General features: G+C 36.1%; 29 protein-coding genes. 22 read left to right on the forward strand and 7 right to left on the reverse strand.

Annotated elements, in window-relative coordinates; all coding sequences use genetic code 11:
- Positions 1-135: 135 nt before the first annotated feature.
- The 9 genes from atpB (at position 136) to EIB73_RS01165 (ending at position 7,895) form a co-directional block, all read left to right on the forward strand.
- Positions 136-1,251, forward strand: a complete 1,116-nt coding sequence (atpB, locus tag EIB73_RS01125; protein WP_125021822.1) for a F0F1 ATP synthase subunit A — start codon at positions 136-138, stop codon at positions 1,249-1,251.
- 38 nt (positions 1,252-1,289) lie between these two features.
- Positions 1,290-1,511, forward strand: coding sequence for an ATP synthase F0 subunit C (locus EIB73_RS01130; RefSeq protein WP_052252138.1), 222 nt, complete (start codon positions 1,290-1,292; stop codon positions 1,509-1,511).
- A gap of 93 nt (positions 1,512-1,604) precedes the next feature.
- On the forward strand, positions 1,605-2,093 hold the full coding sequence (atpF, locus tag EIB73_RS01135) for a F0F1 ATP synthase subunit B (protein ID WP_125021824.1): 489 nt from the start codon (positions 1,605-1,607) through the stop codon (positions 2,091-2,093).
- Position 2,094: 1 nt separating this feature from the next.
- Positions 2,095-2,634: an ATP synthase F1 subunit delta gene (gene atpH, locus EIB73_RS01140; RefSeq protein WP_125021826.1), complete on the forward strand. Its 540-nt coding sequence runs from the start codon at positions 2,095-2,097 to the stop codon at positions 2,632-2,634.
- Positions 2,635-2,652: 18 nt separating this feature from the next.
- Entirely contained in the window at positions 2,653-4,230 is a 1,578-nt protein-coding gene (gene atpA / locus EIB73_RS01145; protein WP_125021828.1) for a F0F1 ATP synthase subunit alpha, read from the forward strand.
- 70 nt (positions 4,231-4,300) lie between these two features.
- Positions 4,301-5,158 (forward strand): ATP synthase F1 subunit gamma, encoded by an 858-nt coding sequence (gene atpG, locus EIB73_RS01150; RefSeq protein ID WP_125021830.1) that lies wholly within the window; start codon positions 4,301-4,303, stop codon positions 5,156-5,158.
- Between the two features lie 329 nt (positions 5,159-5,487).
- Positions 5,488-6,846, forward strand: a complete 1,359-nt coding sequence (locus EIB73_RS01155) for a hemolysin family protein (RefSeq protein WP_125021831.1) — start codon at positions 5,488-5,490, stop codon at positions 6,844-6,846.
- Between the two features lie 32 nt (positions 6,847-6,878).
- The gene (locus EIB73_RS01160) at positions 6,879-7,196 is read left to right on the forward strand and encodes an ATP-dependent Clp protease adaptor ClpS (protein ID WP_125021833.1); all 318 of its coding nucleotides are present in this window, start codon (positions 6,879-6,881) and stop codon (positions 7,194-7,196) included.
- A gap of 42 nt (positions 7,197-7,238) precedes the next feature.
- Positions 7,239-7,895, forward strand: coding sequence for a rhomboid family intramembrane serine protease (locus EIB73_RS01165; RefSeq protein ID WP_125021836.1), 657 nt, complete (start codon positions 7,239-7,241; stop codon positions 7,893-7,895).
- A gap of 505 nt (positions 7,896-8,400) precedes the next feature.
- On the opposite strand, the gene prmC is transcribed toward EIB73_RS01165, so the two are convergent.
- Positions 8,401-9,252, reverse strand: a complete 852-nt coding sequence (gene prmC, locus EIB73_RS01170) for a peptide chain release factor N(5)-glutamine methyltransferase (RefSeq protein WP_125021838.1) — start codon at positions 9,250-9,252, stop codon at positions 8,401-8,403.
- Between the two features lie 168 nt (positions 9,253-9,420).
- On the opposite strand from prmC, the gene EIB73_RS01175 reads away from it, so the two are divergent.
- The 12 genes from EIB73_RS01175 (at position 9,421) to hisIE (ending at position 19,881) form a co-directional block, all read left to right on the forward strand.
- Complete coding sequence (locus EIB73_RS01175; protein WP_125021840.1) at positions 9,421-9,960, forward strand: C40 family peptidase; 540 nt, start codon at positions 9,421-9,423, stop codon at positions 9,958-9,960.
- Positions 9,961-9,998: 38 nt separating this feature from the next.
- Entirely contained in the window at positions 9,999-10,808 is an 810-nt protein-coding gene (locus EIB73_RS01180) for a 2,3,4,5-tetrahydropyridine-2,6-dicarboxylate N-succinyltransferase (protein WP_125021842.1), read from the forward strand.
- An 89-nt stretch (positions 10,809-10,897) separates the two neighbouring features.
- A complete protein-coding gene (locus tag EIB73_RS01185) occupies positions 10,898-11,485 on the forward strand; it encodes a glycosyltransferase family 32 protein (protein ID WP_262706708.1) in 588 nt (195 codons plus the stop codon).
- Positions 11,485-12,588: a glycosyltransferase family 4 protein gene (locus EIB73_RS01190; RefSeq protein ID WP_125021846.1), complete on the forward strand. Its 1,104-nt coding sequence runs from the start codon at positions 11,485-11,487 to the stop codon at positions 12,586-12,588. The genes EIB73_RS01185 and EIB73_RS01190 overlap by 1 nt, the downstream gene beginning before the upstream one ends.
- 223 nt (positions 12,589-12,811) lie before the next feature.
- Positions 12,812-13,669, forward strand: coding sequence for an ATP phosphoribosyltransferase (gene hisG / locus EIB73_RS01195; protein WP_125021848.1), 858 nt, complete (start codon positions 12,812-12,814; stop codon positions 13,667-13,669).
- 11 nt (positions 13,670-13,680) lie between these two features.
- Positions 13,681-14,976, forward strand: coding sequence for a histidinol dehydrogenase (gene hisD / locus EIB73_RS01200; RefSeq protein ID WP_125021849.1), 1,296 nt, complete (start codon positions 13,681-13,683; stop codon positions 14,974-14,976).
- Entirely contained in the window at positions 14,966-15,997 is a 1,032-nt protein-coding gene (gene hisC / locus EIB73_RS01205; protein ID WP_125021851.1) for a histidinol-phosphate transaminase, read from the forward strand. Before hisD ends, hisC begins: the two co-directional genes overlap by 11 nt.
- Complete coding sequence (hisB, locus tag EIB73_RS01210; protein ID WP_125021853.1) at positions 15,994-17,088, forward strand: bifunctional histidinol-phosphatase/imidazoleglycerol-phosphate dehydratase HisB; 1,095 nt, start codon at positions 15,994-15,996, stop codon at positions 17,086-17,088. Before hisC ends, hisB begins: the two co-directional genes overlap by 4 nt.
- Complete coding sequence (hisH, locus tag EIB73_RS01215) at positions 17,085-17,666, forward strand: imidazole glycerol phosphate synthase subunit HisH (protein ID WP_125021855.1); 582 nt, start codon at positions 17,085-17,087, stop codon at positions 17,664-17,666. The genes hisB and hisH overlap by 4 nt, the downstream gene beginning before the upstream one ends.
- 157 nt (positions 17,667-17,823) lie before the next feature.
- A complete protein-coding gene (hisA, locus tag EIB73_RS01220; RefSeq protein WP_125021857.1) occupies positions 17,824-18,537 on the forward strand; it encodes a 1-(5-phosphoribosyl)-5-[(5-phosphoribosylamino)methylideneamino]imidazole-4-carboxamide isomerase in 714 nt (237 codons plus the stop codon).
- Position 18,538: 1 nt separating this feature from the next.
- On the forward strand, positions 18,539-19,291 hold the full coding sequence (gene hisF, locus EIB73_RS01225) for an imidazole glycerol phosphate synthase subunit HisF (RefSeq protein ID WP_125021859.1): 753 nt from the start codon (positions 18,539-18,541) through the stop codon (positions 19,289-19,291).
- Positions 19,291-19,881, forward strand: a complete 591-nt coding sequence (hisIE, locus tag EIB73_RS01230; protein WP_125026041.1) for a bifunctional phosphoribosyl-AMP cyclohydrolase/phosphoribosyl-ATP diphosphatase HisIE — start codon at positions 19,291-19,293, stop codon at positions 19,879-19,881. Before hisF ends, hisIE begins: the two co-directional genes overlap by 1 nt.
- A 52-nt stretch (positions 19,882-19,933) precedes the next feature.
- On the opposite strand, the gene EIB73_RS01235 is transcribed toward hisIE, so the two are convergent.
- The 3 genes from EIB73_RS01235 to rpmI all read right to left on the reverse strand — a co-directional run bounded on the left by EIB73_RS01235 (position 19,934) and on the right by rpmI (position 21,840).
- The gene (locus EIB73_RS01235) at positions 19,934-21,100 is read right to left on the reverse strand and encodes a M28 family peptidase (protein WP_125021861.1); all 1,167 of its coding nucleotides are present in this window, start codon (positions 21,098-21,100) and stop codon (positions 19,934-19,936) included.
- 80 nt (positions 21,101-21,180) lie between these two features.
- On the reverse strand, positions 21,181-21,525 hold the full coding sequence (gene rplT / locus EIB73_RS01240) for a 50S ribosomal protein L20 (RefSeq protein WP_125021863.1): 345 nt from the start codon (positions 21,523-21,525) through the stop codon (positions 21,181-21,183).
- 117 nt (positions 21,526-21,642) lie between these two features.
- Positions 21,643-21,840, reverse strand: a complete 198-nt coding sequence (gene rpmI / locus EIB73_RS01245; RefSeq protein WP_034716458.1) for a 50S ribosomal protein L35 — start codon at positions 21,838-21,840, stop codon at positions 21,643-21,645.
- A gap of 595 nt (positions 21,841-22,435) precedes the next feature.
- On the opposite strand from rpmI, the gene EIB73_RS01250 reads away from it, so the two are divergent.
- Complete coding sequence (locus tag EIB73_RS01250) at positions 22,436-23,650, forward strand: amidohydrolase family protein (RefSeq protein WP_228411260.1); 1,215 nt, start codon at positions 22,436-22,438, stop codon at positions 23,648-23,650.
- A gap of 214 nt (positions 23,651-23,864) precedes the next feature.
- Here EIB73_RS01250 and EIB73_RS01255 read toward each other — a convergent pair whose 3' ends face one another.
- From EIB73_RS01255 to EIB73_RS15110, 3 genes are all read right to left on the reverse strand, one after another.
- On the reverse strand, positions 23,865-25,412 hold the full coding sequence (locus tag EIB73_RS01255) for an IS1182 family transposase (RefSeq protein WP_125026038.1): 1,548 nt from the start codon (positions 25,410-25,412) through the stop codon (positions 23,865-23,867).
- A 108-nt stretch (positions 25,413-25,520) separates the two neighbouring features.
- Positions 25,521-26,411 carry an MFS transporter gene (locus tag EIB73_RS01260; RefSeq protein WP_262706709.1) on the reverse strand — a complete coding sequence of 297 codons (891 nt, stop codon included), beginning with the start codon at positions 26,409-26,411 and terminating at the stop codon, positions 25,521-25,523.
- Complete coding sequence (locus EIB73_RS15110; RefSeq protein ID WP_228411261.1) at positions 26,381-26,698, reverse strand: hypothetical protein; 318 nt, start codon at positions 26,696-26,698, stop codon at positions 26,381-26,383. The genes EIB73_RS01260 and EIB73_RS15110 overlap by 31 nt, the downstream gene beginning before the upstream one ends.
- Positions 26,699-26,983: the final 285 nt, after the last annotated feature.

The following is a 26,983-nucleotide window of genomic DNA, read 5'->3' on the forward strand; positions in this document are numbered from 1 at the left end:
GTAACTTCCTTCTTCCTGTATTTTAAAGTAATTCGCTTATTAAATCGTTCCTGAAAATTAACTGATAAAAATCAATTTTTTGTATTGGTAAGTTTTAATAATTTCAATATATTTGCAAACCGATAAATTTGACCTATGAACAAGAGAATTTCTTCTTTATTTTTCGTTTTATTTCTAACACTTTCAGGTGTTTTCACTTATGCACAGCATGAGGTTGAAGCCAAGCCTACTGAAAGTTTGGAGCAAAAAATCCAAGAGGATAATCAAAAATTTGATGCGAAGAGTATGATCATGAGTCACATCAGCGATGCGAATGAGTGGCATATCCTAACATTAAATGAAGGAACGCCTGAAGAAAACCATGTTTCTATTCCTTTGCCGGTTATCATTAAAGACAAAAGGGGCCTTCACATGTTCATGTCTAGTGCGATAGCACATGGGCACGAGCACGATGGTTATACTTTAGAAAATGGAATTGTAAAATCTACACAAGGTTTAGAGCAGGCAAAATTATTCTCTTTACTAAGCGGAAAACATAATTCAGACAACGCGTTTTATGATTTTTCGATCACGAAAAACGTTGCAGCGATCTTTATCTCCATCTTCTTTATGTTCCTTGTTTTTATTGGAATGGCAAGAGGATATTCAAAATCATTAGTACCAAGTGGATTCGGAAGATTCATGGAACCTGTTATTCTTTTTATTAGAGACGAAGTAGCGATCCCGAATATTGGAGCAAAAAAATATAAAAAATACATGCCTTATTTATTGACTGTATTTTTCTTTATCTGGTTTAACAATATGTTTGGTTTAATTCCATTTGCGCCATTTGGTTATAACTTAACTGGTAACATCGCAACAACAGCTGTTTTAGCAATTATTACTTTATTAATTACTCTATTCAGTGCCAATAAAGATTATTGGAAACATATCTTCATGCCACCAGTGCCATTATTATTGTACCCAATTATGGTTCCAATTGAAATCATCGGTATATTCACGAAGCCATTTGCCTTAATGATGCGTCTCTTTGCTAATATTACAGCTGGACACATTATGGTATTAGCGATCATGTCTTTAATATTTATTTTTAAAACACCACTTTTAGGATTCGCTTCAGTTCCACTTGGATTATTCATCGGAATGTTGGAAATATTAGTAGCAGCTTTACAGGCCTATATCTTTACCGTTCTTTCAGCTTTGTTTATTGGAATGGCAGTTCAAGAGCACGAACATGAAGGAGCACATTAATTAATTTAGAATATTTTTAACCTTTATATATTTTTATTATGGAAGAGATTTCACAAGGAGTAGGACTTATTTACGTAGGAATCGGTTTAGCAGTATTAGGCGTTGGTCTAGGTATTGGTAAAATCGGTGGACATGCAATGGATGCTATTGCAAGACAACCAGAGCAAGCAGGTAAAATCCAGGGAGCAATGCTTATTGCTGCAGGACTTATCGAGGGTGCTGGTTTGATCGCGATCATCTTTGGAGCGTTCGTTAAGTAAGAAACCTCAGAAACTAGTTCTTAGCAGCGCGGTTGGCTCTGCTAAGAATTTTTTAACTTCCATAAAGAAAAAAAATTACAAAAAATTACTATTATGATAGAACCGGGAATTGGCTTATTGTTTTGGATGACTTTAACCTTTGTGATCCTTTTATTTTTATTAGCAAAGTTCGCGTGGAAACCAATTTTAAGTGCTATTAACGAAAGAGAAGTTACGATCGTAGATTCCCTTAATCAAGCTAAATTGGCAAAACAAGAAGTTGAAAACTTGAAAGCTGAAAACGAAATCATCATCCGTGAAGCTAAGGTAGAGCGTGATCAAATTTTGAAAGAAGCCAGAGAAATTAAAGACAGAATTGTAGGTGAGGCTAAAGATGTAGCAAAAGCGGAAGCAGACAAAATAATTGAATCAGCAAGACACACCATCCAGGCAGAAAAATCTGCTGCTGTAGCTGATATCAAAAACCAAATTGGAGCTTTATCTGTAAACATCGCGGAATCTATTTTGAAACAAAAATTAGATAACGATGGTGCACAGGATGAATTAGTAGCAAATATCCTTAATACTTCTAACTTAAACTAGGATGCGTACAAGTAAAGTTGCAAAAAGATATGCACAAGGTTTACTTAATTTTACCCAGGAAGCAGGACTTACAACTTCTGTTTTTGGGGAGATGAAGGACCTGGTGAATACCATCGAAAAATCGAAAGAGCTGCAAAGCTTTTTTACTTCTCCGATTATAGAGGTGAAGAAGAAAATCAGTGTTTCGGCAGAGATTTTTAAAAGCTTTTCTCCTGTGACTAAGAATTTAATTCAGTTGGTCATTAAGCATGGTAGAGAAGGACAATTGAGCAATATTGGTCAGGAATTCATTAACAAAGTGGAAGACATGAACGGAGTGCAAAGAATTACTTTGACTTCTGCAACGGCACTTTCTCAGGAGAATATTGATAATATCCTTAAATCAACAACCCTTGTTAATCATAATAACCAGTTCGATGTAAAATCAATTATCAATCCTGAAATTTTGGGAGGATATATATTACGGGTTGGCGATCAACAAATAGATGCATCGGTGAAATCAAAATTAAACCGATTGAATAAAGAATTTCAATTAAATTAAGACAAAAACAACCATAAAATGGCAGAAATAAATCCGGCAGAAGTATCTGCAATTCTAAAACAGCAGCTCGCTAATTTCGATACACAGTCGAATGTTGAAGAGGTAGGAACGGTATTAACCATCGGTGATGGTATCGCTTTAGTGTACGGTTTAGAAAATGTTCAGTACGGTGAATTGGTAAAATTCCAAAGCGGTGTTGAAGGAATCGTTCTTAACCTTGCTGAAGATAACGTTGGGGTTGCTCTCTTGGGTGAATCCAAATTAGTTAAGGAAGGAGACACCGTAAACAGAACCCAAAGAATTTCCTCTATTAAAGTAGGAGAAGGAATGTTGGGTAGAGTAGTTGATACTTTAGGAAATCCAATTGATGGTAAAGGACCTATTTCTGGTGAAACTTACGAGATGCCTTTGGAAAGAAAAGCGCCGGGAGTAATTTTTCGTCAGCCGGTAACTGAGCCATTACAAACTGGTATTGTTGCGATCGACTCCATGATTCCTGTTGGTAGAGGACAAAGAGAGCTTATCATTGGTGACCGCCAAACTGGTAAAACAGTGGTAGCGATTGATACGATCATTAATCAAAGAGAATTTTATGATGCAGGTGAACCTGTATTCTGTATATATGTAGCGATTGGACAAAAAGGTTCAACCGTTGCGCAAATTGCAAAAACATTAGAAGACAAAGGCGCTTTAGCATATACTGTAATTGTTGCAGCAAACGCTTCTGATCCGGCTCCGATGCAGGTTTATGCACCAATGGCTGGAGCAGCGATCGGGGAATTCTTCCGTGATACGGGTAGACCGGCTTTGATTGTTTATGATGACTTGTCTAAACAGGCTGTTGCTTACCGTGAGCTTTCTCTACTATTGAGAAGACCACCGGGTCGTGAAGCTTATCCAGGTGACGTTTTCTACCTTCACTCCAGATTATTGGAAAGAGCGGCGAAAGTAATCAACGATGATACGATTGCAGCACAAATGAACGATTTACCGGATTCATTAAAACCAATTGTTAAAGGTGGTGGTTCATTAACAGCACTTCCGATTATTGAAACTCAAGCGGGAGACGTTTCTGCTTATATTCCGACGAACGTAATTTCAATTACCGACGGTCAGATTTTCTTGGAAACTGATTTGTTTAACTCCGGAGTTCGTCCGGCAATTAACGTAGGTATTTCGGTATCTCGTGTTGGTGGTAATGCTCAGATTAAATCAATGAAAAAAGTTTCTGGAACATTGAAGCTTGACCAAGCACAATATAAAGAACTGGAAGCTTTTGCTAAATTTGGTTCAGACTTAGATGCTTCTACACAGGCGGTAATTTCTAAAGGAGAGAGAAACGTGGAAGTTTTGAAACAACCCGTAAACTCACCACTTCCTGTAGATAGCCAGGTTGCAATGATTTATGCAGGTACTGAAAACTTAATGCGTAATATTCCTATTGAGAAAGTAAGAGAGTTCCAAACTGAATATATTGCGTTCTTAAGATCTAAACATCCTGAGACCATGGCAGCAATTAAAATGGGAAAAATTGATGATTCAATTACTTCTGTTCTTAAGCAGGCTGCTACAGAACTTGCTTCTAAATACAACTAAAAAATATTCAATTTTCAGTATTCAGAATTTTTAATTTTGAATACTGAATTTTAAACTTTACAGTCAAAGAATGGCAAATTTAAAGGAAATACGGGGGAGAATTACTTCGATCTCATCTACAATGCAGATTACGAGTGCGATGAAAATGGTTTCGGCAGCGAAACTGAAGAAAGCAACCGATGCAATTGGGATGTTGAGACCTTACTCGGAAAAATTGCAGGAGATTATCGAAAATGTAAGTGCTTCAACTGATCTGGAAGGTGTGTCTACGTACACCGAAGAAAGAGAAGTAAACAAAGTACTTTACATTGTGGTAACTTCTAACAAAGGTTTGGCCGGCGCATTTAACTCTGCTGTAATCAAAGAACTTAACAAGTCAATTGCCAATACACCTCATGAGATAGAAATTCTGTCCGTAGGTAAAAAAGTATATGATGCAGTAAGAAAGAGCAAGAAAATTTATGATAATCAAAGTGGTATTTTTGATGGAATGAGCTTTGAGGTTGTTGCGAATTTTGTAGAAAACGTCATGAGAGATTACCGCGAAGGTCGTTTTGATAAAGTGTATGTGATTTACAATAAATTCATCAACGCTGCAACTCAGGAAGTACAGACCGAGCAGGTTCTGCCGATTTCTTTACCTCAAAATGTAGAGGCTTCAAACACCGATTATCTTTTTGAGCCTAATGCAAAAGAAATTTTAGACGTTTTAATGCCTAAATCAATTAAAACGCAGGTTTACAAAGCAATCTTAGATTCAGTGGCTTCTGAACATGGCGCTCGAATGACTGCAATGCACAAAGCAACCGATAATGCGGAAGCTCTTAGAAACGAGTTGAAAATTTTCTACAACAAAGCGCGTCAAGCTGCGATTACCAACGAGATTTTAGAAATCGTAGGTGGAGCAGAAGCTTTGAAGAATTCTTAGAAAGAGTATATTTTATAAAATTATAGACTGTGATATTTTTCACAGTCTTTTTTTTATGCGAAATCGAATTGCCAAGTTCTACTGATCATTAATCACAAACCACGCATAGGTTTATGTACTGATTATTAATATTTTAAGTAAGAAAATAGGTTGTTTCTTATAAATAAATTTTTTACTTTAAGCATTTTACTAAAAAAGAGAATCTAACCTTTAAGATAGCGTCTTTAGATTAGCTGCTTTTGTTTTTCCCCAGTTTACAGATATCGTAATTACTTCTATATTAATTATTTTATTTGTGTATCTTTGTGGCAATATTTTTAAATTTCTAAATGGACTCGGACATAGTCAAGCTCTTGTTAGCTGTATTCTTAGTAGTATTGAATGGTTTTTTCGTAGCCGCTGAATTCTCTATCGTTAAAGTTCGTTACTCTCAAATTCAATTGAAGGCCGCAGAGGGAGATTCGATGGCCAAACAGGCGGAACACATCATTAAGCATTTAGATGAATATCTTTCTGCAACCCAGCTCGGTATCACCTTGGCTTCCCTGGCTTTAGGTTGGGTCGGTGAAAGTGCAATGCATCACGTCATCGAAAATATGTTTCATTATTTCAATGTTGCTGTTGCAGATGCCACCATTACTACGATTTCCCTTGTATTAAGTTTCCTGATAATTACCGTAATGCATATTGTGTTTGGTGAATTAATTCCGAAATCTATTGCGATCAGAAAATCAGAATCTACAGCCATGTTTATCGCAATGCCTTTGCGTGTATTCTATACTGTTTTCAAGCCATTTATCTGGACCATGAACCACATGTCTAATGCATTTTTGCGTTTAATAAAAATTCATCCAGCTTCCGATCAGGAAATTCACTCTACCGAAGAATTGCAGTTATTGGTAAAACAGTCTGCCGATTCCGGAGCGATTGAAGAAGAAAACTACGAGATCATTAAAAATGCTTTTGATTTTACGGACCACTCTGCGAAGCAGATCATGATTCCGAGACAGAATATCTCGTCGATCGATATTGAAGAACCCATTGAAAATATTATTAATATCATTATGGAAAGCGGTTATTCCCGACTTCCCGTTTATAAAGATTCTATTGATAATATTATTGGAATATTTTATGCGAAAGAAATCATTCGCGAATATGTAAAAAGAAAGGGAGAAATTACCCATGAAGATTTAAACGATCTTATGCGGGAAGCATTTTTCGTGGTGGGAAGTAAGAAGATCTCTGACCTTTTAAAAGTTTTCCAGCAGAAAAAGCAGCATTTGGCAGTTGTTATTGATGAATTCGGTGGCACTGAAGGAATTGTAACCTTAGAAGATATTTTAGAAGAGTTGGTAGGTGAGATTCAGGATGAGGAAGATGAAGAAGAGAAAATCGTTGACAAAGTGGGCGAGAATGTTTTCTGGGTAAAAGCTACGCAACCTTTAGATGAGATCAATGAGAAGCTACCAAAAATTTTCCCACTTTCAGAAGATGGAGAATACAATACATTAGCAGGTTTTATTTTGCATGAACTCGAAGATATTCCGGGAGAAAATCAGGAATTCGTTATCAATGATTATCAGATTAAAATTCTGAAAATGCAGAATAAAAGTGTTGATCTTGTAGAACTTGTTTATGAAGAACCCAATATTATTTCGGAATTAGCCAACGAAATTGGAGAAATTTAATTTAAAGAATACTAATTTTTAAAATTAAAGACATGAGCATACATTATAATATTCCGGCAAACATTAAAGATTACGAAAAGCCGCAGCGGGAATACGAAGAAGACGTCGGACTGCTTGAGCAGGAAGATGAAGTATATAAAATCGTGTTGTGGAATGATGACGTAAATACCTTTGATTACGTTATAGAAGCCTTGATAGAAATTTGCGGGCATACCTTAGAACAGGCAGAACAATGTACGATGCTCGTTCACTACAAAGGCAAATGTACCGTAAAAACCGGGAGTTTAGAAAAGCTAAAACCCATGCACGAAAAATTACTTTCCCGAAGTTTAACTTCAGAAATTGTTTAAACCAAAGTTTCGTATTTCGAAACTTTTATTTTATAAAATAATATGAGTCCAGTTTTATTGATCATCATTGCAGCCACGGCAATCATCAGTTATATCGCTTTTAGCAATCACGCGCTTTTCGAAAAATACAAGTTCAATGTCGGTGCAATCTTGCGCAATAAAGAATATGTGCGGTTAATTTCTGCCGGTTTTTTACATGCAGATTTAATGCATTTGTTGTTCAACATGATGACGTTGTATTTCTTTGGACCCATTGTCATCGATGCTTTTGGTGCGTTCGGATTTCTTTTGGTGTATTTCGGATCTATTCTATTAGGAAACGTATTTTCCCTCTACCTCTATAAAAATCAATCCTGGTATTCTGCAATCGGAGCGAGTGGTGGAGTTTCGGGGATTTTATTTGCATCCATCGCGATGATTCCTGATTTGCCCATTTACTTTTTCTTTATTCCAATTGCCATTCCGGGGTACCTTTTCGGTTTCGCCTATTTTGGGTATTCCGTTTATATGATGCTCAATCCGCGACAAAACGATAATATCGGACATGCCGCGCATTTGGGCGGCGCATTTTTCGGCTTGGTTTACGCGGTTGCCCTTCAACCTGAACGAGCAGTGCAGAATGCTTTATACTTGGGAATTATGGCACTTCCGCTTATGTATATGGCGTATATGGTTTTCGTGAAAAAGCGAGTTGGTTAAAATTGTTAGGAGCAACAAAATTTACGCTTCTTAGAAATTCCGGTCCCGCTTTCCACTCTATCTTTTTTTCGTCGTTCCTCCTCAAAAAAGGATGCCGTTCCAATCGGGGCTAGAAGTTCACGCAGTTTTTCTTTTCGCGACAAATTTTTGCGGGTATTCCTTAAATAAGATGGCTACAATTTCATACAGTTTCTATTTTCATGGCAGAATTTTAACGAGGTATTTTAGTTAAAAATTCTTATAATTTCATTAGCAAAAGGATTACCCCGGTCTTAATAGATCCAGTTCAAAATAGTTTTTAGACAAGACCTTTAGAGAACTACTTCTTTTTGTAACAGTAATTGTTTCAAGATATATTGACTAATTCCGGTTTTGTAATTACATTTTAGATTCAATAAATCAGCGCAATAAAAATGAATAAATGCAACAATTCAACTTTTCGGCGCTCGCTTCGCTCGCGCCCACCTTCAACCTTCACCCTTTACCTTTCAACAATAAACTCTCCTCACTTTCTTCCCCAAACAATCCTCTCATTCCCAGACAAATCTCTCATCAATTCTGCTTCCGACAAAACATTAGTAAAAAGTTCCAAAGTTTCTTTTCCCAATTTCTGATTAATTTCCAGAAAAACCAATCCATTTTCATTCAAATGACTTTTGCAATCTTCTGCAATCTTTTCATAGAAGATCAAAGCATTTGAAGTTGGAGAAAACAATGCCATTTTAGGCTCAAACTCTTTTACCGAATCTGCAATCTCACCTTCTTCCTCGATTCCAATATAAGGCGGATTAGAAATGATAACATCATAAACCCCAGTCAAGTTTGCCTTCAAATAATCCTGGTGGATAAAATTAATTTCAACCTGCTGAAAATCTGCATTTCGCTGCGCAGTTTTCAAAGCGTTTTCAGAGAAGTCAATCGCCGAAACTTCCGCGTCCGGAAAACGTTTCTTTAACACAATCGGAATAATTGCAGAACCCGTTCCAATATCTAAAATTTTTAAATCCTTGTTATGGGAACCTGATTTGTTAATTTTATCAATCGCCAACTCCAACAATTCCTCCGTTTCAGGTCTTGGAATCAAAACATGTTCATCCACAAAAAACTTTAAACCATAAAATTCCGTTTCCCCTAAAATCTGTTGATAAGGTTTCCCGGTTGTAAGTTCAGATAAAAAAGAATTTAATTTTTCTTCTATATTTTCTGTCACATCTTCATCGCGGGCATTTCGAATTTCTATCGAATTCCATCCTGTTAAATGCTGAACAAAAACATCAAATAGCCGGGAAGACTCCGAATCATCATAAATGGAAAGAAGCTGTTTTTTAAAGTGAATTTTATATTGGGAATAGGTCATTTTATTGTTCAGTATTTTTCAGAATTTTAAATATAATTCCTTTTTTTGGAAAGGAGTGGAGATGCATTAAAAAATAATTGTAGAAAGCCCTTATAAAAAGCAAATTGTCTCGTTTCTAAGGCCAAATTTAAATAAATTCACTAATTTTGAAAAAATTGAAAAATAAAAATGAAAAAATATTTTCTGATGACTTTTTCTGCAGTAGTTCTAGTTTCCTGCGGTTCTTCAAAAAAAGTAGTGGTCAAGCGTGCAACTCCAACCAAAACTGTTGCTAAAACTGCTGACTTAAAAACGTTAGAATCAAATTATTCCGGTAAAAACTCCAATTTAGTCTCAGAATTACTACGCGACGCTAAGAAATATTTAGGTGCTCCTTATAAATACGCTGGAAATACGGCCTCCGGTTTTGATTGTTCTGGATTAGTAGCAAAAGTATTTGACGAAAATGAGTTGCAGCTTCCACGCAGATCCGAAGATCAAGCGAATAAAGGAGTTCCGATAAAAATAAAAGAAGCAAAACCGGGCGATCTTGTCTTTTTTGCAACATCAGGTGGTTCAAAAGTAACACATGTCGGAATTATTCACGATATCGGGCGTGACGGCGAAGTAAAATTTATTCATTCATCTACTTCAAAAGGCGTAATTATCTCTTCACTTAATGAAAAGTATTGGAACAAAGCATATCTTTTCGCCCGAAGAGTTTTGTAAATTTGTACGCTTTAAAATTTTAAAAATAAACTGATTATATGTTACAGCAAACCATAGAAAATATTTGGGACAACAGAGAATTGTTACAGAACGAAGACAGTAAAAAAGCCATTCGTGAAGTGATCCGACAATTAGATTTAGGAGAACTGCGTGTAGCCGAACCTACTGACGATGGCTGGAAAGTAAACGAATGGGTGAAAAAAGCCGTCGTGATGTATTTTCCAATCCAGAAAATGGAAACGATTGAAGTAGGTCCGTTCGAGTTTCATGACAAAATGCCTTTGAAAAGAAATTATGCTGAAAAAGGGGTGAGAGTCGTACCTCATGCGGTTGCAAGAGAAGGAGCTTACATCGCCTCCGGCGTGATTTTGATGCCTTCTTATGTAAATATTGGGGCGTACGTAGATTCTGGAACCATGGTTGATACCTGGGCAACTGTTGGAAGCTGTGCACAGATCGGGAAAGATGTTCACTTGAGTGGTGGAGTAGGAATTGGCGGCGTTCTAGAACCTTTACAGGCCGCTCCGGTCATTATTGAAGATAACGTTTTCGTGGGTTCCAGATGTATCGTTGTAGAAGGAGTTCATGTAGAAAGAGAAGCTGTGTTGGGAGCAAATGTGGTCTTAACTGCCTCTACAAAAATCATTGATGTTACGGGTGAAAATCCGGTTGAAATTAAAGGAAGAGTTCCGGCGCGTTCGGTGGTCATTCCCGGAAGTTATACCAAGAAGTTTCCAGCTGGAGAATATCAGGTACCTTGTGCTTTGATCATTGGGCAAAGAAAAGAATCTACGGATAAAAAAACTTCTCTTAACGACGCTTTGAGAGAAAATAATGTTTCCGTTTAATTCTGATCGCTATGGCAATTCCTAAGTATATTTTTCAAACTTTTAAGACCAAAAAATTGCCAGTGATCACCCGATGGCATATTTGGAACATGAAAAGACAAAACCCTGAATATGAATATTTTTTGTATGATGATGAGGATATTCAGGAGTTTTTTAAAAAGGAATTTCCTCAAGACTATTTAAAAGCTTACAATGAACTGACGATTGGTGCAGCAAAGGCAGATTTTTTCCGTTACGCGATTCTTTATAAGAAAGGCGGCGTCTATCTCGATATCGACAGTGGAATGTCAAAACCTTTAAAATATCTCATTCAGCATGATGATGTTGCACTGATCAGCAAGGAAAGACACGTTGGATTATTTTGCCAGTGGGCCTTAATTTTCGACAAAGGCCATCCTTTTTTGAAAAGAACGTTAGAAGATGTTTTAGAGAATATTCAGACGCACCGTTTTCCTCACGATGTGCATCAAACTACCGGTCCTACTGCATTCTCCAACGCGATCAGAGCTTGTATTGCTGAAGATCCTTCTATTCCTTACCGTATTTTTGATGGAATTGAATACCGCGGTTATTTGAAATTCAAGTATAAATTGGGTAAGTTTTTTCTATACAGTAAGAAATCAGACCATTGGAAACGCAAACAACTGACTCAGGATATCATTAAACCTGCGGAATAATGAAAATTGCTTTTGATGGGAAACGGTTTTTCAATAACAGTTCGGGTTTAGGAAACTATTCACGCGACTTAGTCAGGATTTTAGCGACTTATTTTTCGGAAAACAAATATGTACTTTTTAATGAAAATCAATCAGTAAAAGGTAAAGATATTCTGAATTTACCGAATGTTTCTTTTGTGGAAACTTCCAAAGGAAATTTTTCCCGACAATTGAAAATGGGTAAAGATGCACAGCAGATCAATGCAGATATTTTCCATGGACTTTCCGGTGAATTGCCTTTAAAATGGACAGATAAACCCATTAAAAAGATCGTTACCATTCATGATTTGATCTTCTTAAGATTTCCCCAATACTATTCTTTTTTTGACCGTAAAATCCATTTCTGGAAATTTAAAAAAGCCACAGAACAAGCCGATTTAATTATCGCCATTTCAGAACAGACCAAGCGGGATATTATTCAGTTTTTAAAAGTTCCGGAAGAAAAAATTAGGGTTGTTTATCAAGGCTGTCATCATGCTTTTAAAGTAAATCAAAGCGCAGACTTTTTAAATTCCATTAAAGAAAAATACAATCTTCCGAAAAGATTTATTTTGAATGTCGGAACAATTGAAGAGCGAAAAAACCTTTTACATATTGTTAAAGCCATTCATGGAACGGAAATCCCTTTAGTGGTCATCGGTAAGAAAACAAAATACTTTAATAAAGTTCAAAAGTTTGTAAAGAAAAATAAATTAGAAGATCAGGTTCAGTTTCTTGAAAATGTTTCAATGGAAGAATTGGCCACCATTTATAAACTGGCAGATATTTTCGTTTACCCAAGTTTTTTCGAAGGTTTTGGTATTCCTGTTATTGAATCTCTTTTTTCCGGAACGCCAGTAATTACAAGTAACATAAGTTGTCTGCCGGAAGCAGGTGGCGAGAATTCAGTTTACATAAATCCACACAATTTCGAAGACATTAAAGCCAAGATTTTATTTCTCTGGAATAACGAATCTGAAAGAAATCGAAGAACAGGAAAAAGTTTAGAATTCGTTCAGAAATTTAATGATGAAGAAATTGCTAAAAATTTACACGCTGTTTATCAGGAAGTTATAATTGAATAGAAATTAATTCTTGCAGGTTAAAATGTTTATCAGTTATATTTGCACAGTTAAAACAACATGAAAAATACAATCACTTTATTCCATCATCATCATCTCATCTAAAGACGAGTTGATATATTTATGGCATTAAGTGAATAAAATAAAATTAAACCGTCTGAGCAAAGACGGTTTTTTTTGTATCCAAAAATAAAGCATTTGTTCAGACCCAATCTCAAAATTGAACATGAACAAATTAAAAATTGCCCTCCAAAAAAGCGGACGCTTAAGCGAAAAATCCTTAGAACTTTTACAGGAATGTGGAATTAAAATTCCGGATTTTAAAAGTAAACTGAAAAATTCAGCCACTAATTTTCCTTTAGAAATACTGTTCCTTCGGGATGATGATATTCCCAAATATGTAGAACAAGGTATTGTCGATATTGGGATTATCGGAGAAAACGAAGTTCTGGAACAGAACAAAAATGTTGACTTAGTAAGAAAGCTGGGTTTTGCGAATTGTCGTTTATCACTTGCAATTCCGAAAGATGTAGAATATACCGATTTAAGTTTTTTCAATCAGAAAAAAATTGCAACATCTTATCCTTCAATTGTTAAAAACTATTTCGATAAAAAAAATATCAATGCCGAAATTGTGGAGATTTCTGGAAGTGTGGAAATCGCGCCAAGTATTGGTTTAGCAGATACCATTGCTGATTTGGTAAGTTCCGGAAGCACTTTATTACACAATGGTTTGAAAGAAGTGGAGCAGGTCTTAAAAAGTGAAGCCGTTCTAATTTCCAGCCGAAATCTTCCTGAGGATATTTCAATCATTCTGGAATCATTTCTTTTCCGAATTCAGGCAGTCATTAATTCCCGTGAGAACAAATACATTTTGTTAAACGCTCCAAACGATTCAATCGAAAAAATAATTGAAATTTTGCCAGGCATGAAATCTCCAACGGTTTTACCTTTAGCTGAAACTGGATGGAGTAGTATTCACTCTGTTGTTCGTGAAAATGAATTCTGGAAAATTATCGATGAGTTGAAAAAGTTTGGTGCAGAAGGTATCTTGGTGATTCCAATCGAAAAAATGGTTTTGTAATTTAATTGATCATGAAAAATATAATTAAATATCCGACGCAAAATACTTGGGAAACTTTGCTACAAAGACCATTGCTGGAAAAAAAGGATTTGAGAAATACCGTTCAGGAAATTTTCTTGAAGGTTAAAAATGAAAGAGATTCTGCCTTAAAAGAATTCTCGGAAAAATTTGATCAGGTTAATATTGAAAACTTATTGGTTTCTGAAGAAGAAATAGAATTTGCGATTAATGAAGTTTCAGAAGAATTAAAAACCGCAATCAATCAGGCTAAAGAAAACATCTATAAATTTCACGTTGCTCAAAAAGCAAATACCGAAGAAATTGAAACCACCGAAGGAGTTATTTGTTGGCGCGAATCGCGAGCGATTGAAAAAGTTGGATTATATATTCCAGGCGGAACCGCGTCGCTTTTTTCCACTGTTTTAATGTTGGCTATTCCGGCTCAAATTGCAGGTTGTAAAGAAGTGATTCTTTGCACGCCACCAAAAAAAGATGGTTCGATTAATCCCGCAATTTTATACACCGCGAAATTGTGTGGAATTACAAAAATTTTTAAAGTTGGCGGTGCGCAAGCCATTGCAGCTTTAACTTTTGGAACAGAAAGTATTCCCAAAGTTGACAAGATTTTCGGTCCCGGAAATCAATATGTGACGCAAGCGAAACAATTGGCGATGGAATTTAATGTCGCCATCGATTTACCAGCGGGTCCAAGCGAAGTTTTAGTGATGGCCGATCAATCCGCAAATCCTGAATTTTGTGCCGCAGATTTATTGTCTCAAGCAGAACACGGAACGGATTCTCAAGTTATTTTTATTTCGACAGATGAAATCATTTTTAATGAAACTTTAGACGAAATTGAAAAACAATTAGACGAACTTCCAAGAAATGAAATCGCAAAATTAGCCTTAGATAACAGCCGGTTTATTTTATTGAATTCAATTGATGAAGCCCTTGAAATGAGTAATTTCTATGCACCGGAACATTTAATTTTAGCGGTCGAAAATTCAAAAAGTTATATATCAAAAATTACAAACGCAGGTTCTATTTTTCTCGGAAATTACACACCGGAATCAGCGGGAGATTATGCAAGTGGAACCAATCACACTTTACCAACCAACGGTTTTGCGAGAAATTATAGTGGTGTTTCACTCGACAGTTTTGTTAAGAAAATAACCATTCAGGAAATTACAAAAATCGGACTGAAGAATATTGGAAAAACTATAGAGGTCATGGCAGCTGCAGAAGGTTTGGATGCTCACAAAAATGCTGTTTCACTTCGCTTAAAATCTTTAGAAAATGGAATTTAATTTAAATAAAATGATTCGTCCGCATTTAGTTGGAGTGAAATCATACCAAACTTTACGTGATTCCTATATTAATAAACAAGCGGTTTATTTGGATGCGAATGAAAATCCTTTCGGTGAATTTAACCGTTATCCGGATGGTGATCCAATTAAGTTAAAAAAGAAACTGGCCGAAATTAATCTAGCAAAAACTGAGAATTTATTTTTAGGAAACGGCAGCGATGAGTTGATCGATTTAACGATGCGCATTTTCTGCGAACCGACGAAAGATTCGATTATGATTATGAATCCGAGTTTTGTGATGTACGAAATTTATGCAAAAATGAATAATCTTCAGGTTGAAAAACTGCAATTGAATTCAGATTTTGAATTAGAGAAAGGTAAGTTTTTAAATACAATTTCTACAAGTCAGGCTAAAGTTTTATTTCTCTGTTCACCTAATAATCCAACCGGAAATTCAATTTCTGATCTAGAATTTTATATTCAAAATTTTAAGGGAATTGTAGTCGTTGATGAGGCGTATATTGAGTTTTCTCCAGCAGATTCTGCGGTCAAATTATTATATAAATATCCAAACTTAATTGTTTTAAAAACTTTATCAAAAGCTTTTGGAATGGCAGGTTTACGAATTGGAGTTGGTTTTGCCTCAGCAGAAATTGCGAGTTTGTTCATACAACTTAAACCTCCTTACAATATTAGTTCAGAAAGTCAAAAATTGGCTTTGGAGCAATTGAATCAAGTGCAAGAAATCGAAAATAACATCGGTTTCATTCTGGAAGAAAAGGAAAAATTAAAAAAAGGTTTAGATCAAATTAATGAGGTCGTAAAAATATATTCGTCCGATGCTAATTTTTTTCTCATTGAATTTAAAGATGCACAATTGATCTATCAGAAATTATTAGACAAAAATATTTTGACAAGTTTAAGACATCCCAATTTAAAAAACTGCCTTCGAATAAGTGTCGGAGCTGCTCAAGAAAATTCAGAACTATTAAAAGTATTATCAGAAATAGACGAATTATGAAAAAAGTATTATTCATCGACCGCGACGGAACTATAATTATTGAAACGCCGACAGATTTACAAGTAGATTCTTTAGAAAAATTAGAATTTTATCCAAAAGTGATTCAGAATTTAGCCAAGATTGTGAAAGAACTGGATTACGAATTGGTTATGGTTACGAATCAGGATGGTTTGGGTACGGATTCTTTTCCGCATGAAGATTTCAAAATTCCACAGGAAAAAATGTTGAAGACTTTGGCCAATGAAAATATTGTTTTTTCAGATATTTTAATTGATAATAGTTTTAAATCTGAAAATTCGCCCAACAGAAAACCTCGAACTGGATTGCTTCAAAAATACATCTATGGAAACTATGATCTGAAAAATTCCTTCGTCATTGGAGATCGGAAAACAGATGTAGAACTGGCGAAAAATTTAGGAACACAATCTATTTTCATTTCTAAAGAAAATTTTGAAGATGCGTTTTTAACTACTGATAATTGGGATGAAATTTATCAATATTTAAAGCAGATTCCAAGGAAAGCAAAGGTCAATCGAAAAACAAAAGAAACAGAGATTTCAATTGAACTGAATCTCGACGGAAGCGGAAAATCTAATATCAACACCGGTTTGGCTTTCTTTGATCACATGCTCGAACAGATTTCAAAACACGGAAATTTTGATTTAAAAGTTTTGGTAAATGGCGATCTTCAGGTTGATGAACATCACACGATTGAAGATACGGCTTTGGTTTTCGGAACTTGTTTTGAGCAAGCGTTAGGTTCAAAAAAAGGAATTGAGCGTTATGCTTTTGCTTTACCAATGGACGATTGTTTGGCGCAAGTCGCGCTCGATTTTGGTGGACGTAATTGGTTGGTTTGGAACGTTGATTTTAAAAGAGAAAAAATCGGTGATGTTCCGACTGAATTGTTTTATCATTTCTTTAAATCATTCACAGATACTGGAAAATGTAATCTCAATATTCAATGTGAAGGCGAAAATGAACACCATAAAATTGAATCGATCTTTAAAGCTTTTGCGAAAGTTTTACGAGATGCGGTGAAGCGAGATGACAATAATTTTTCAATTCCAAGTACAAAAGGAGTATTATGATAGCGATTATCGATTACGTTGCCGGAAATGTAAAATCCGTTGAAAATGCTGTGAGAAAATTGGGTTACGAAACCTTAATAACTTCAAATCCTGAAGAAATTAAAAATGCTGACAAAGTGATTTTTCCTGGAGTTGGTGAAGCCTCAACAGCGATGAATTATTTGAAAAGTTTAAAACTAAACGAATTAATTCCAACTTTAAAACAACCTTTTTTAGGAATCTGTTTGGGTCAACAATTATTATGTGATTTTTCAGAAGAAGGAAATACAAAATGTCTCGGAATATTTGATCTGAAAGTAAAACAATTTCCCGCCACAGATATTGTTCCGCACATGGGCTGGAATAATTTGCAGAAGATAAGTGGTAAACTTTTAAACGGAATTTCTGAAGACGATAATTTCTATTTCGTCCACAGTTATTATTGTGAAATTGGCGAAAATACGACTTCAGAATGTGATTATATCTTGCCTTTCAGTGCTACTTTACAGAAAGATAATTTTTATGGAACACAGTTTCATCCGGAAAAATCTGGCGATGTTGGTTCTCTCATTCTTCAAAACTTCTTAAAAATAAAATAATTTAACTACAAAAGTCACAAAAGTTAAAGATGAAATTTTATCTCTTTAAAGTTCGCAAAAGGTGTGGTGTTAACATTTACAAATATATGGACTTTTGAGTTTCTCAAAAAATTGAAGAAAAATTTTGTGCCTTTTGTGGTTTAAAAAATAATATAAAATGAAAATAATTCCAGCCATAGATATTATCGACGGAAAATGCGTTCGACTTTCCAAAGGAGATTACGATACGAAAAAAATCTATCACGAAAACCCTTTGGATATTGCGAAAGAGTATGAAGCGAATGGAATCCAATATTTGCACTTGGTTGACTTAGATGGAGCGAAGGCAAAAACCATTAAAAATTTAAAAACCTTAAAAGTATTGGCTTCGGAAACAAATTTAATTATTGATTTCGGAGGTGGAATCAAAACACGAGAAAGTTTGGAAAGTGCTTTCAATGCAGGAGCAAACCAAGTTACGATAGGAAGTATTGCTGTCGAAAATCTGGAACTATGTATAGATTGGATTAATGAATTTGGGGCAGAGAAATTAATTTTAGGCGCAGATTGTTTAGACCGGAAAGTCAAAACTTCGGGTTGGTTAGAAAATTCAGATCTTGATGTAATTGCATTTATTCAATCGTATCAAAATAAAGGAATAAAGGATGTGATTTGCACCGATATTTCTAAAGATGGAATGTTAGAAGGACCTTCATTCGAATTGTATAAAGAAATTTTAAATCAAAGCGAAGTCTCATTAATTTCAAGTGGCGGAATTTCATCCATTCAGGATTTGGAGGATTTAAAAGAACTTGGTTGTTCGGGCGCAATCATTGGAAAAGCTTTATATGAAGGAAAAATTACTTTAAAAGAACTTCAAAAATTTTTGTAACATGTTGAAAAAAAGAATCATTCCGTGTTTGGATATCAAAGATGGAAAAACGGTAAAAGGAATTCAGTTTGAAGATTTACGAATTGCCGGAGATCCAGTTGAACTCGCAAAAAAGTATGTCAAAGATGGAGCCGATGAATTGGTTTTCCTGGATATTACGGCAACTTTAGAAGGAAGAAAAACTTTAATTGAACTCGTGGAAAAACTCAGTTTAGAAATCAATATTCCTTTTACGATTGGTGGCGGAATCTCTTCCGTTCAAGATGTTGAAGCCTTATTAAAAGCCGGTGCGGATAAAGTTTCCATCAATTCTGCTGCAGTTCGACGTCCTGAATTAGTTCGTGAAATAGCCCAACAATTCGGAAATCAATGTGTTGTGGCAGCGATTGATACTAAGCAACTTGAAGGTGAAGATTTTGTTTTCATTAATGGAGGAAAAATTAAAACCGAATTGAAAACTTTAGACTGGGTAAAAACCGTCGCAGATTTAGGAGCTGGAGAAATTTTACTAACATCTATGGATTTTGACGGAACTAAAAACGGGTTTGATATCCGAATGTTACAAAATGTTTCAGATGTTTGTCAGCTTCCAATGATCGCTTCCGGCGGTGCAGGTAAGATGGAAGATTTTACAGAAGTCTTTACCAAAACGAAAGTAACCGGCGCTTTGGCGGCTAGTATTTTTCATTTTAATGAAATAAAAATATCCGATTTAAAAGAAAATTTAAAACAGAATAAAATATCAATAAGATGATGAACTTAGATTTTGAAAAAGGAAACGGTTTAGTTCCTGTAATTATTCAGGATAACCGAACACAGCAGGTTTTAATGTTGGGTTATATGAACAAAGAAGCTTTAGAATTAACGCAAAAAGACGGACGAGTTCATTTTTTCAGCCGAACCAAAAACAGAATTTGGCTCAAGGGAGAAACGTCCGAAAATTATCTTTATGTAAAAAGCATTAAAGAAGACTGTGATTCAGATGCTTTATTGATTCAGGTGAAACCAGTCGGAAACGTTTGTCACACTGGAACTTTCAGTTGTTTCGAAGAGAAAAAGTCAAAAGGCTTTTTATATGAATTAGAAGAAACTATTTCCGAACGAATTGATCAGAAAGTTGAAAAATCCTACACTTATGATTTGTATCAAAGAGGCATTAATAAAATGGCGCAGAAAGTAGGAGAGGAAGCCGTAGAATTGGTCATCGAAGCCAAAGATGATAACGTCAAATTGTTTAAAGATGAAGCCGCAGATTTGATTTATCATTTTTTAATTTTACTAAAAGCGAAATCGTTTTCATTGGCTGAAATAGAAAAGGTATTGATGGAAAGAAGTTCAAAATAGAAATAAAAAAACCTGAACAGAGCTCAGGTTTTTCATGTGTTTGATGATTATCTTATTTTTTAATCATTAATTTTCTTGTTACACTCTTTCCATTTCTGGATACGGTGAGTAGATAATTTCCATTGGGTAATTTAGAAACGTCAAGGCTTTGCTCATTCTCAAATTTTAAAACAGTTTTACCTGAAAAGTCACTGATGATCGTTTGAAAGTCTTTTCCCTTAATGCCAATATTTACAAAATCTTGTGCAGGATTGGGGTATAAACTGATTTCATCATTTAGGTTCTGACCGGCATCCACAACTCCCAGATCTGGAGAGATTTTCGCCACGGCAAAATGTTGAACGGCACCCAGTGCTGCTTTGCCAACATTCAGGACATACACAGGATCCATATTTGCGTAAGTATCATTTGGCGTGTGCGGGTAATTACTGATATTATGTTCATAGAAACCCGTAATTATTTCGCCATTTTCTTGAAAAGGAACATAGTCTGAAGCGTAAGCTGGATCAAATTCCGTCATCAAAGGAGAATATAGAGCCGTACAATTGGCCAGTTCCTGGGTGATCTGTGCTGAAGCGGCATTATTACCTGAAGGCCAACTTTGATCCCTGTCACAAAAAACAGTATCATTAAGAAGACCGGCAATACCACCAACTTCGTCAATGTTGAAGACCACTTTAATATCCATTTTCGGATTCGTAGAATTTACCACATTATCTACATAATGCTGGCTGCCATATAGTCCTTGCTCTTCACCGGAAAAGTTGATAAATCGGATTGAATAATCGGTAGGAATATCCTTCAGAATTCTTGCTATTTCTAAAATAATAGAAACACCACTTCCATTATCATTTACTCCCGGTCCTGCAATGGTATCAAAATGTCCACAAACAATAACGTATTTGTTTGGATATAAAGTTCCTGTTTTTGTTACCACTAAGTTTTTCGAAGTGTAACCGCCGCCGGTCCAGGGATCTTCTACAATGTCAGAAGCAGAATACCCAAAGGATAAGTATTTGCTTTTTAGCCAGTTTAAGGCGTTTGAGTTCGCTACGGAGCCGGTTTTTTTAACACCGAAAGAGGCAAATTCTGTAAGATTGGTATTGATATTTGACTGTGTTATCAAGTTTGCACGATCTTGATAAGATTGAATAAATGTTTGGGAATTATACAGAAAAGAGCTTACGACAGCTCCCAACAGAAGGACTTTTTTTATCATACGTTAAATTATTTTCAAATATAAAAAAAATCCTTCAAAAAATTGAAGGATCTTATAATTGATAACAAATAATTCTACATTTATTTTACTTGATCTACGATCGCTTTGAAAGCTTCAGGGTGGTTCATTGCTAAATCAGCTAAAACTTTTCTATTCAATTCGATGTTGTTCGTTTTAAGAGCTCCCATAAATTGAGAGTAAGACATTCCGTGTTCTCTGGCACCTGCGTTAATACGCATGATCCATAAGCTTCGGAAACTTCTTTTCTTTTCTTTTCTACCGCGGTAAGCATATTGCATTGCTTTTTGTACGGCATTTTTTGCAACAGTCCAAACGTTCTTTCTTCTACCGAAATAACCTTTGGCCAGTTTAATAACTTTTTTTCTGCGAGCTCTGGAAGCTACTGCATTTACTGATCTTGGCATAATTAAATTTGTTTTTTTGAAAAGGGCGGCAAATTATTTCATTACACTTTCTTGCACCGTTTCAGGGTTAAATTTTCTGAATTTGTTAATTCTTATAAACCGGTTGATTTATAAAAACTATTTTAAAGCTAATTGACGTAAAACGCTCTTTTTGTCCACCTCTGCAACATAAGAAGTTTGCGTAAGATTTCTCTTTTGCTTCGTTTCTTTTTTGGTCAGGATGTGGCTTTTATAAGCACCTTTTCTTTTAATCTTTCCGGTTCCGGTCAGCTTAAAACGCTTCTTAGCACCTGATTTAGTTTTTAATTTTGGCATTTTGCTTAATTTTATCTATTTGTTATCAATATCTTTTTCTTCGCATGTGAACTTACTTTACAGCATTCTACACATTTTTCAGACTGCAAAAGTACGAACTTTCAGCGAATTACAAAAACATATTGTTGCCTAATATGAGGAAAGATTCAAACCGAATATATTATTCCATGTTTCATAATTTGGGCGTGCCCTTCAGTCGTTCATTATTGCGCTCGCTTCGCTCGCGCAACCATTCACTCCTTCAGGTCGGGCTATCCACTCATACTCCTCGCGCCACAGCTTTTACCAACGCTTGCTGTGGGGTAACCGTTTCTATCCCTCGCGCAGAGGGAAAGTAAACGATCAAAGTTTATCTTTAAGTAAAATTATTCTACTTTAATTCTCGTTGTAGCATTCTATTTTCAGAAATTCATATTTGGAATTGAGGTTTATTTTTACTATATTAGTAAGGCTTATGATCTGGATATCAAACTCTTGACTTCACTTAATTTATCCTTAAAATTCAGGATATTTCAAGATACAGATCAAAGAGAGATTCATCAGAAACATTAAAATTATCTAATATGAAAAAGAAATTTTTTAATGCGAAAATTTATTGCAATCCCGATGCTACAGAGATGATTGTAGAAAATGGAAAATTACGCACATCGGAAATGACCTTCCATCTTGTGAAGAAGAAATCGATTTGAACGGTAAGCTTGTATTGCCGCCTTATGTAGATCCGCATCTGCATTTGGATTATGTATATACCTTGTCTGAACTGGGCCAGGAAGGCGCAGGTTCCGGAACCCTTTTCGAAGCGATTGAACTTTGGCCAAAATTTAAAGAAACGCTGACCGTAGAAAGTGTGAAAAAACTGGCGATGAAAGGAATTAAGGACGAGGTTTCTCAGGGAGTTCAGCACATCCGAGCGCATATTGATGTTACCGATCCAAATTTCACTGCGCTTAAATCCATGCTCGAAATGAAACAGGATCTGAAAGATACCGTCGATATTCAGATTGTTGCTTTTCCTCAGCAGGGAATGTACACCTACAAAGGTGGACGGGATTTAGTGGAAGAAGCCCTAAAAATGGGCGCTGATGTCGTAGGTGGAATTCCACATTATGAACCTGCCCGGGAATTTGGTGAAAAATCCATTCATGACATTATAGACCTGGCTTTAAAATATGACAAACAGATCGACGTTCACTGTGATGAAACCGATGATCCCAATTCCCGTTTCGTAGAATTGCTCAATGCACAGGTGCTCATGGAAGACTATGGAACGAGAACAACCGCGAGTCATACCTGTTCTTTTGGTTCGGCCGATAATTCCTATGCTTTCCGAATGATGGATCTTTTCAAGAAAAGTAAGATGAACTTTATTTCCTGCCCAACCGAGAATGCCTATCTACAGGGACGTCAGGACACGTATCCGAAACGCCGGGGTCTAACACGAGTTAAGGAATTTATTGAAGAAGGAATTAATGTGGCTTTTGCACAGGATTCTATCAACGATCCTTGGTACCCGATGGGAAATGGAAATATGATGAACATCCTGGACAATGGAATTCACCTGGCCCAGATTATGTCACCCGCCGAAATAGCAAGTAATTTTGATTTGATTACTTATAGCGGTGCAACGTGTTTAAACATTCAGGATCATTATGGTTTAGATGTTGGTAAACCTGCGAACTTTATTGTTCTTAATGAAACTTCGGTATATGAAGCCATTCGAAAAAGAGTAGAGGTGCTTGCTTCCGTCCGAAACGGCGACTTCCTTTTTCGCAAAAAAGAACAGGAATTCAACATTGCTTTAGATCTTTAATAAAGTATACTTGTTGCGGTTCAGGAAAGCACAAGAATAACATTATTTCTTCAAATGAAATCTAAAATTAGCGATTCTTACATCAACAAAAACTTAAATAAAAAAGAAGCCGTCTCAAAATAAAATTTGAGGCGGTTTTTTTATTTTCTTTTGTAAAGCGTTAAATTTTGATTATTTGTGATTTTTGCACATTAGGATAAAAAGGTGCTCTTACTTAAGCACTCTTTTTTCTTAGATTGTGTGCTAAAGCGTGTAATCCGAACTCTAATTCCACTTTTTCTATTCCAGTGTGTGTAAAACGCTTGAAGTTCCGATTGGATTTGATATGTGCAAAGACGGGTTCTACATCCGCCGTGCGTTGTTTGCGTTTTATTTCACCGATTTCACTCAAGAGGTTTTCCCGAACTCTCTCCTTATGCCGTTCTAAATTTTGGTTGCGTTCTATTATTCTGTTTCCCTGGGCTTTATGGCAAGCCCCTCGCAGCGGACAACCGTTGCAGTTTTGAGCCTGGTACAGTGAACTTGTCTGAGCATAACCGCTTTTGGTTTTTCGATTTCGGTTGGTGATTTTATTCATCGGTTGCCCCATCGGACAGATATACTGATCTTTCTCTTCGTTATAATAAAGTTTATCGCGGTGAAAGTCTTCGTTGATTTTCTTTCTTTTCGATTTTAAAATACCCTGTTCCTTATCGAAGGTGTTGTATTTTACGAAGGTTTCTATATTTTTCTCTTCCAGAAAATCATAATTTTCTTCACTGCCGTAACCAGCATCAGCAGTAAGTTCTTCCGGCAAAAACTGATAAAGTTCTTCAAAAGTATTGAGGTGTGGTTGAAGCGTATTTAAATCATTGGTGGTTTGGTGTAAAGTATAATGAATAACAAACTGGGACTGCGAACTTACCTGCACGTTGTAGGCGGGTTTAAGTTGCCCATTCTGCATATGATCATCTTTCATGCGCATAAATGTGGCATCGGGATCGGTCTTACTATAACTGCCACGTCCGTCCAAAAGTTTTTCCTGCTCCTCGTACTTATCCAGGTTCTGAGAAAAATTCTTTTGAATGTATCTTAATTTTGCCTTTGCTTTGGTGGATGCCTGCGGGTTTTTGCTGATGATCTCTTCTATTTTCTTGGCGGTCTTCTCTATTTTATCTCTATCGATGGTTTTAAACTCCGGTGGTGTAGGATCGCTGTCTTCTTCCTCAGCAATGCTTTGGGCATAGTTCCACATTTGTTCAAGTTGTTCTGCCATCTTCTCTTTTCTGGTTTTAATGGCATTGCCCCAAACGAAGGTATATCTCCCGGCAATAGACTCTATCTTAGTTCCATCGGTAAAAACTTCTTTCAAGCTAACGAGTCCTTCCTCTGCTAATAACAGGACGACCTGTTTGAAAATGTCTTTGAAAATAGTCTTGAGTTTCTTGCTCCGAAAACGTGCGATGGTGTTATGGTCTGCGACCTGTTGAGCGGACAACCACATAAAATTAATATTCTCACGCATCGCTTTTTCAATCTTCCTGCTGGAATACGTATTATCCATATAAGCGTAAACCATCACCTTAAGCATCATCTTGGGATGAAAGCTCGGTTTGCCATCTTTACTATACTCTTCAATGAGCAATCGTAAATCCAGTTGTTCAATAATTCCATTAACGACCCGAACGGGATGATTTTCTGGAATCAATTCCTCGATTGATGGTGGGAATAACCAATTTTGTTGCTGGTTATAATCTTTAAATTTAATACTCATATAATTGATTATCAATACTTAAAGATAGTAAAACCCTTTAAAACTGACAAATGTTAAACACAGAAAAAACCGCCTCAGTATTGAGACGGCTTCTTTTTTGTTTTGAGTCGAATAAAATTACAAGGCAGAACCTAAACTTCTCTTAGATAAATAAGAAATGACCAAGCCCGGTACTGATAAACCGATGGCTAAATGAATTAAACTCATTGGTGAAAACTGGGCAAGTAAGATTCCTCCCAGTGAAGTAGCGATCATAATCGATAAATTAAATACCGACGACTGCACGGAAGTCGAAACATCTTTTGCGCTTTCTACCTGCCTGCTTACGGCGGCTTGTAATAAAGTAACCAGCGGGCCAAAGGAAAGTCCCCATAAAAAGAAAGCGATATGACCGATTCCCGTAATACTTCCGAACACCAAAAACAAGCCCATCGAAATAATCAGCAAACCAAACATCGAGACTGTAAGCAATCTTAAATGTTGGTCGGTGTATTTGATGGCGAGCAACACAGAAATTAAGGAACCGATGCCGAAAAGAAGCAAAGCACTTTCTATTCCGCCTGAGAGTTGAATTTCCTCTACAAGGCCTGTAATGTATACGTATACACCGTAATGAGCGATCACGGCCAGCAAAGTCAGCAGCAATACTATTAAAACTTCAGGAATTTTAAGAAGCGCAAAAGGTGAGGAACTTTTAGTCAGTTTTTCGCCGGGAGTAGAGGGCAAAGTGAAGAAACTGATTAGTGCGATTCCTAAAATGACTACGCCCAGTCCAATAAATTCTGTTCGCCAGCCGTATTCATTTGCGATGAAAGTCATGACTGGCATTCCGACGCTGATTCCTAAAGTATTTCCAGCCATAATTACAGCGATGGATTTCCCGTGATGGTTCTCTTTTACGAGTCGCATTCCATACGCAGCAATCATTGGCCACATTACGCCCGCACATATTCCACCGATTACTCGTAAAATAGTAATCAGGGAATAATCATGCAGCAGTCCGGCCACAATATTCGAGATCGAAAACCACCTAATAAAATCAGCAAAAGCATTTTACGGTTGAACTGCATCGTCATAGAAATGAGGGGAATGGCAAATATTGCAGAGGCGATCGCGTAATAGCCGACGAGGTTACCGGTTTGCCCTTCCGTGATTTTTAAATCATCCATCATTTGAGGCAGTACGCCCGAAGGCATTAACTCCGAAAGTATTCCTACAAAAGTTACCGACGACATTAGTAACATGATCAGCCACGGGAAACTCTCAGATTTTGGTGGTAAATTTAGTTTGCTCATCGTTTTTATTTTTCAGATTAAGATGAGAATTTTTTGTGATATTCGCAATTAGCATCTTTATGCTGTTAAATAAAATTTTATGTACAAAAGAGGAAATCTACCGATTCACATTGGTCTTTTTCGCTGCTTACTAAAAGAGTGGGAGTGCGTGCCGATTATAAATCAACTCTTAAAACATTGCAAGTACTACGGAATAAAAACTCATTTAAAATATAGGAAGAATCCTTCTTATCATCATAATCTTTTTTTTAAATCTAATAAGATTTGGCTTCACCTTTTTAATTT

The sequence above is a fragment of the Kaistella carnis genome, from assembly GCF_003860585.1.
GTDB lineage: Bacteria > Bacteroidota > Bacteroidia > Flavobacteriales > Weeksellaceae > Kaistella > Kaistella carnis.

Coding starts and splice junctions, on each gene's coding strand:
- atpB (WP_125021822.1), top strand. CDS start 136: ATGAACAAGAGAATTTCTTCTTTATTTTTCGTTTTATTTCTAACACTT.
- EIB73_RS01130 (WP_052252138.1), top strand. CDS start 1,290: ATGGAAGAGATTTCACAAGGAGTAGGACTTATTTACGTAGGAATCGGT.
- atpF (WP_125021824.1), top strand. CDS start 1,605: ATGATAGAACCGGGAATTGGCTTATTGTTTTGGATGACTTTAACCTTT.
- atpH (WP_125021826.1), top strand. CDS start 2,095: ATGCGTACAAGTAAAGTTGCAAAAAGATATGCACAAGGTTTACTTAAT.
- atpA (WP_125021828.1), top strand. CDS start 2,653: ATGGCAGAAATAAATCCGGCAGAAGTATCTGCAATTCTAAAACAGCAG.
- atpG (WP_125021830.1), top strand. CDS start 4,301: ATGGCAAATTTAAAGGAAATACGGGGGAGAATTACTTCGATCTCATCT.
- EIB73_RS01155 (WP_125021831.1), top strand. CDS start 5,488: ATGGACTCGGACATAGTCAAGCTCTTGTTAGCTGTATTCTTAGTAGTA.
- EIB73_RS01160 (WP_125021833.1), top strand. CDS start 6,879: ATGAGCATACATTATAATATTCCGGCAAACATTAAAGATTACGAAAAG.
- EIB73_RS01165 (WP_125021836.1), top strand. CDS start 7,239: ATGAGTCCAGTTTTATTGATCATCATTGCAGCCACGGCAATCATCAGT.
- prmC (WP_125021838.1), bottom strand. CDS start 9,252: ATGACCTATTCCCAATATAAAATTCACTTTAAAAAACAGCTTCTTTCC.
- EIB73_RS01175 (WP_125021840.1), top strand. CDS start 9,421: ATGAAAAAATATTTTCTGATGACTTTTTCTGCAGTAGTTCTAGTTTCC.
- EIB73_RS01180 (WP_125021842.1), top strand. CDS start 9,999: ATGTTACAGCAAACCATAGAAAATATTTGGGACAACAGAGAATTGTTA.
- EIB73_RS01185 (WP_262706708.1), top strand. CDS start 10,898: ATGAAAAGACAAAACCCTGAATATGAATATTTTTTGTATGATGATGAG.
- EIB73_RS01190 (WP_125021846.1), top strand. CDS start 11,485: ATGAAAATTGCTTTTGATGGGAAACGGTTTTTCAATAACAGTTCGGGT.
- hisG (WP_125021848.1), top strand. CDS start 12,812: ATGAACAAATTAAAAATTGCCCTCCAAAAAAGCGGACGCTTAAGCGAA.
- hisD (WP_125021849.1), top strand. CDS start 13,681: ATGAAAAATATAATTAAATATCCGACGCAAAATACTTGGGAAACTTTG.
- hisC (WP_125021851.1), top strand. CDS start 14,966: ATGGAATTTAATTTAAATAAAATGATTCGTCCGCATTTAGTTGGAGTG.
- hisB (WP_125021853.1), top strand. CDS start 15,994: ATGAAAAAAGTATTATTCATCGACCGCGACGGAACTATAATTATTGAA.
- hisH (WP_125021855.1), top strand. CDS start 17,085: ATGATAGCGATTATCGATTACGTTGCCGGAAATGTAAAATCCGTTGAA.
- hisA (WP_125021857.1), top strand. CDS start 17,824: ATGAAAATAATTCCAGCCATAGATATTATCGACGGAAAATGCGTTCGA.
- hisF (WP_125021859.1), top strand. CDS start 18,539: ATGTTGAAAAAAAGAATCATTCCGTGTTTGGATATCAAAGATGGAAAA.
- hisIE (WP_125026041.1), top strand. CDS start 19,291: ATGAACTTAGATTTTGAAAAAGGAAACGGTTTAGTTCCTGTAATTATT.
- EIB73_RS01235 (WP_125021861.1), bottom strand. CDS start 21,100: ATGATAAAAAAAGTCCTTCTGTTGGGAGCTGTCGTAAGCTCTTTTCTG.
- rplT (WP_125021863.1), bottom strand. CDS start 21,525: ATGCCAAGATCAGTAAATGCAGTAGCTTCCAGAGCTCGCAGAAAAAAA.
- rpmI (WP_034716458.1), bottom strand. CDS start 21,840: ATGCCAAAATTAAAAACTAAATCAGGTGCTAAGAAGCGTTTTAAGCTG.
- EIB73_RS15110 (WP_228411261.1), bottom strand. CDS start 26,698: ATGAGCAAACTAAATTTACCACCAAAATCTGAGAGTTTCCCGTGGCTG.